This is a genomic window from Caballeronia sp., from assembly GCF_049581465.1.
Taxonomy (GTDB): Bacteria; Pseudomonadota; Gammaproteobacteria; order Burkholderiales; family Burkholderiaceae; genus Caballeronia.
Map to the genome: position 1 here is coordinate 1 of NZ_JBAUSA010000522.1, position 4,483 is coordinate 4,483.

Genomic DNA, 4,483 nt, shown 5'->3' on the forward strand with positions numbered 1-4,483 from the left:
CGTGGGCGGCTTCGTGCTCAACCGCAAGTTCGACCATCGCGACGCGCAGTTCGCGCAGCGCCTGGAAGCCAACGACGCGCAAGCTGCCGACCTTCGCGCCCAGGCCGATCAGGCCGCAAGCTCGGTCAAGGCGCTTGATACGCAGATCATTCAGTTCCAGGGCAAGCTCAGCGACGCCAACGCGCAAAACCAGGCGTTGCAACAGCAGTATCAGGATCTGGCGAGCAATCGCGATGACTGGACCATGGCTGAGGTCGAGCAAATCTTGTCGAGCGCGAGCCAGCAATTGCAGCTCACGGGCAATGTCCAACTGGCGTTATTCGCGCTGCAAAGCGCCGACACGCGGCTGGCGGCTGCGACTGGTCCGCAGATCGTGACGATCCGCAAGGCCATCGCGCAGGATATGGACAAGCTGCACGCTACGCCCACCACCGACCTGACGGGCCTTGCCATCAAACTCGATACGGCAATCGATCAGATCGACCGTCTGCCGCTCGCTGGCGAAGCGCGGATCGTGCCTTCCACCGCCCACGCAAGCGCACCGGGCGACACCGCTGCAATCGCCGCCGCGACCAAGCAGCCGCGCTGGAAAGTGTGGTTGCAACAGATTGCGGGCGGCATTGGAACGCAGTTGTCGAGTCTTGTGACGGTGCGGCGCATCGATAACGCCGACGCCATGCTCGCCGCTCCCGACCAGGGTTACTTCGTCCGCGAAAACGTGAAGCTGCGTTTGTTGTCGGCGCGTCTGTCGTTGTTGTCGCGCAGCGAGCCGCTGCTCAAATCGGATCTCCACGCCGCCGATACCGCGCTCGGCCGATACTTCGACCCGTCGTCGCCCCAGGTAAAAACGGTCCGCGATCTCGTGCATCAAGTCGATGCAGCGTCGCTCGCCGTCACGGTCCCCGACCTGAACGCGAGCCTTGCGGCGATTCACCAGTTCAAGCGAGGCGGATGATGACGATGCGTGGACTCATCTGGTTCGTGCTGCTGTTCGCGGCGGCGGCGGCTCTCGCGATTATCGGCGTCTTCGACGGCGGCCAAGTGTTGCTTGTGATGCCCCCGTATCGGGTGGACGTGTCGCTGAACCTTTTCGTGGTGGCATTGGTGATTGCGTTCATCGTGATCTATGCCGTGATGCGCGCAGTGCGCAACATCTGGAAAATGCCGCAACGGGTGACGGCCTATCGGGCGCGATCGCGGCTGGCGAAGGCCAATGGTGCGTTGCGCGATGCGATCGGGCATCTGTATGCCGGACGTTTTTCAAAGGCCGAAAAGTCGGCGCGCGACTCCCTTTCCATCGATGCAAACGCGGGCGCGGCCGGCCTCATTGGTGCGAAAGCGGCGCACGAAATGCACGAATATGCGCGTCGCGACGAATGGCTTGCGCGTGTGACGGGGCAGGATTGGCTCGACGCGCGGTTGATGGCGACGGCTGACATGCGTGCCGACGGCCGCGATGCGGACGGCGCGCTGGCGGCGCTGACTGAAATGCAGGCTCAGGGCGGGCGTCGATTGCATGCGCAGCAGATTGCGTTGCGCGCGCAGCAGCAGCTAAAAAACTGGGGCGAAGTGCTCAAGCTGGTGAAGACGCTGGAAAAGCGCGAGGCGCTGCATCCGGCGGTGGCTGTGCGTTTGCGTCAGGTTGCGGCTGAAAATCTCCTGCGTGACCGGCGCCATAACCCGGACGCGCTGCTGGAATTTTGGCAATCGCTGTCGCCGACCGAACGGCAGTCGCCGAGGCTTGCCGATCTTGCTGCGGAGTTGCTGATTGCGCTGGATCGGAGAAACGATGCACGCAAGATCGTGGAAGAAGCACTCGCGCAAAACTGGGATGCACGGTTACTGCGGCGTTATCCGGATTGCGCTGTGGTGGGCGAGGCGTTGCCTTTGATCCAGCGCGCGGAAGCGTGGCACAAGGAGCGCACGGAAGACGCGGATTTGCTGTTCGCGCTTGGGCGGCTTTGTTTGCATCAGCAGTTGTGGGGCAAGGCGCAGGCGTTTCTCGAAGCCGCATTGAAGCTGGCGGACAACGAACCGTTGAAGATTCGTACGCACCGGGCGTTGGCGCGCTTGCACGAGCAGCTAGGGGATTCTGAGAGAGCCAGCGAGCACTACAGGGAGAGTGCGCTGGCGATGACGGTAGTTTGAACGGGCCCGGCTTTGGGGGCGGTGGGGGCTATTAGCTTAAGGCGCCCCCAACCCCGCGCTCAAAGCTCAATAAAGCGGAATAGCGGCATCCACCTGCTTCGACCAGGCGTCGATACCGCCAAACAGGTTGTACACCTGCGTAAAGCCTCGCGACTCAAGGAACATGCCGACTTGCGCGCTGCGGGCTCCGTGATGGCAAATACAGACGATCTGCGCTTCGTCGTCGAGTTCTTCGCTACGCGCCGGGATATCCTTCATCGGAATGGCCACGATATTCGCCATTTTCGCGGTTTCAAGTTCCCACGGTTCCCGTACGTCGAGCAGGACAGGGGCAGGACGCGATGAGTCGGCGAGCCATTCGGCCAGTTCGGGTGCAGACAGGTTTTGCATGAGATTCCGGAGAGGTTCAAAAAGCGCGAGCGCAGCAATGCGCCGCGCTTGCTACCAGCACAAAGTTAAAACTTGAAGCGCGATGGATGCACCGCGTTCTTGAGCGGCGGGATCAGGGTTTCGAAAATATCGGCTACGCGAAACTGCTTTTCGTCCACACGCGTGATGATTTGCGCCTTCATGACCGGCGCGCTGCCGACAAACACCGCCAGCCGGCCACCGATTTTCAGTTGATCCAGGAAGTCTTGCGGCAGGACCGGCAAGCCACCGGAAACGCAGATCACGTCGTACGGTGCGCCGTCCTTCCAGCCATGGGCGCCATCGCCAGCCACGACCTGCACATTCGATACCCCATTGGCCGCCAGGTTTTGTTCAGCCAACTTAGCCAGTTCCGGCGAAATCTCGACGGTCGTGACCGATCGGCCGCGTGCTGCGAGCAAAGCCGCCATGTAGCCGCTACCGGCGCCAATCTCAAGCACGACTTCGTGCTTCTTGATGGCCAGTTCCTGCAGCACACGCGCTTCGACACGTGGAAACAGCATGTTCTGCCCGTCTGGCAAAGGGATCTCAAGATCCGCGAACGCGATATTGCGATACGCCGCCGGGACGAAATTTTCACGCTTGACGATCGACAGCAGGTTCAGGACGTCCTGGTCCAGCACATCCCAGGGACGAATCTGCTGTTCGATCATGTTGAAACGCGCTTGTTCGATATTCATGTTCAGTCTGCGGCTCGATCGATCGTTGGAGTGGAAATGAGATGAAAAACGCGTAGCGATTGTAGCAAATTGGGGCGCACCCTATATTTTGCGCGGCTCGGGTCAATGCGGCAACCGCACGTCCAGTTTGAGCGTGACAAGGCGCGCAACCAGAATGAACGCCGTGGATAGCAACACGTTGTAGACACCATCGCAGCCCACCCAGTCGAGCCCAAGATACAGCCAGCAGCCCGCGAATGCGCAGACCGCGTAGGGCCGCGAGTCGCGCAGGATCAGCGGCACCTCGTTACACAGCACGTCGCGTATGATGCCGCCGAACACGCCGGTCACTACGCCCATCATCGCAGCGGTGAAGGCGGGCATCCCGGCGTCAAGGGCGATCGAGGTCCCCGAAATGCTGAAGAGGCCGAGCCCGATGGCATCGGCGATCAGGAGCGCGCGCTGGTCGATCAGCCGCGTGGACCAGCGCAGGAGCAAGGGCGCGAAGATTGCCATCGCGAAAATCACGATGACGTATTCCTGGTGCTCGACCCAGTAAAACGGCCGACGCGACAGCAGGACGTCCCTTATCGTGCCGCCGCCGAAAGCCGTCGCGAGCGCGACCAGAAAGGCGCCGACGGCATCCAGCCGGCGCTTTCTCGCTTCGATCAACCCCGACACCGCGAACGCGAAAATGGCGAGCGCCTCCATGATGGAAATGGCCAGCGTAAGCCTGGGATGCACGTCTAGGACCCCTTTCGCGAGTCACCGTGATTGTCTCGCCGGGCACCCCGGTCCTGGGGATGCCCGTGATGATGCGGTGTGCCCCCCGGTTGCAGCAGCACGACCACGGCCCCCGCGCCACCATCGTGAGGACGCGCCTGGCAGAACGCGATCACTTGTTCCTTTTGCACCAGCCACGCGCGCACTTTGCCTTTCAGGACGGGCTCCTTGCCGATCGACCCCAGCCCCTTGCCGTGGATCACGCGGATGCACCGCATCCCGTGCTTCACCGCTTCATGGATGAATTCCGACAACGCTTCGCGCGCTTCCTCGCGCCGCATGCCGTGAAGATCGAGTTGCGCCTGCACGATCCAGGTCCCGCGCCGGAGCTTGCGCACCACTTCCTGGCGCACGCCCGCGCGGCAATAGGAGAGCGAGTCGTCGGTATCCAGCAAACTTTCGGGGTCGTATTCGTCGGAGAGCGCTTCGTGCAGCACGGCTTCTTCATCCAGGCGCGTCTGCAA

General features: G+C 61.8%; 6 protein-coding genes. 2 read left to right on the top strand and 4 right to left on the bottom strand.

Annotation, left to right across the window (positions count from 1 at the left end):
- Both hemDX and WCA53_RS12825 read left to right on the top strand, forming a co-directional pair.
- Positions 1-955: fused uroporphyrinogen-III synthase HemD/membrane protein HemX (gene hemDX, locus WCA53_RS12820; protein WP_423910363.1), on the top strand; the 955-nt coding region annotated here is incomplete at its 5' end.
- Positions 955-2,148, top strand: a complete 1,194-nt coding sequence (locus WCA53_RS12825) for a heme biosynthesis protein HemY (protein WP_423910383.1) — start codon at positions 955-957, stop codon at positions 2,146-2,148. The genes hemDX and WCA53_RS12825, both read left to right, overlap by 1 nt.
- A 66-nt stretch (positions 2,149-2,214) precedes the next feature.
- On the opposite strand, the gene WCA53_RS12830 is transcribed toward WCA53_RS12825, so the two are convergent.
- From WCA53_RS12830 to WCA53_RS12845, 4 genes are all read right to left on the bottom strand, one after another.
- A complete protein-coding gene (locus WCA53_RS12830) occupies positions 2,215-2,538 on the bottom strand; it encodes a rhodanese-like domain-containing protein (RefSeq protein ID WP_423910366.1) in 324 nt (107 codons plus the stop codon).
- A 65-nt stretch (positions 2,539-2,603) separates the two neighbouring features.
- Positions 2,604-3,257: a protein-L-isoaspartate O-methyltransferase family protein gene (locus WCA53_RS12835; RefSeq protein ID WP_423910371.1), complete on the bottom strand. Its 654-nt coding sequence runs from the start codon at positions 3,255-3,257 to the stop codon at positions 2,604-2,606.
- 102 nt (positions 3,258-3,359) lie between these two features.
- On the bottom strand, positions 3,360-3,980 hold the full coding sequence (locus tag WCA53_RS12840; protein ID WP_423910377.1) for a trimeric intracellular cation channel family protein: 621 nt from the start codon (positions 3,978-3,980) through the stop codon (positions 3,360-3,362).
- 2 nt (positions 3,981-3,982) lie between these two features.
- A partial coding sequence (locus WCA53_RS12845) for a Smr/MutS family protein (protein WP_423910380.1) occupies positions 3,983-4,483 on the bottom strand: 501 nt, incomplete at its 5' end.

What these genes read in the sequence shown, in the direction of transcription:
- WCA53_RS12825 (WP_423910383.1), top strand. Translation starts at nt 955, where the DNA reads ATGACGATGCGTGGACTCATCTGGTTCGTGCTGCTGTTCGCGGCGGCG.
- WCA53_RS12830 (WP_423910366.1), bottom strand. Translation starts at nt 2,538, where the DNA reads ATGCAAAACCTGTCTGCACCCGAACTGGCCGAATGGCTCGCCGACTCA.
- WCA53_RS12835 (WP_423910371.1), bottom strand. Translation starts at nt 3,257, where the DNA reads ATGAATATCGAACAAGCGCGTTTCAACATGATCGAACAGCAGATTCGT.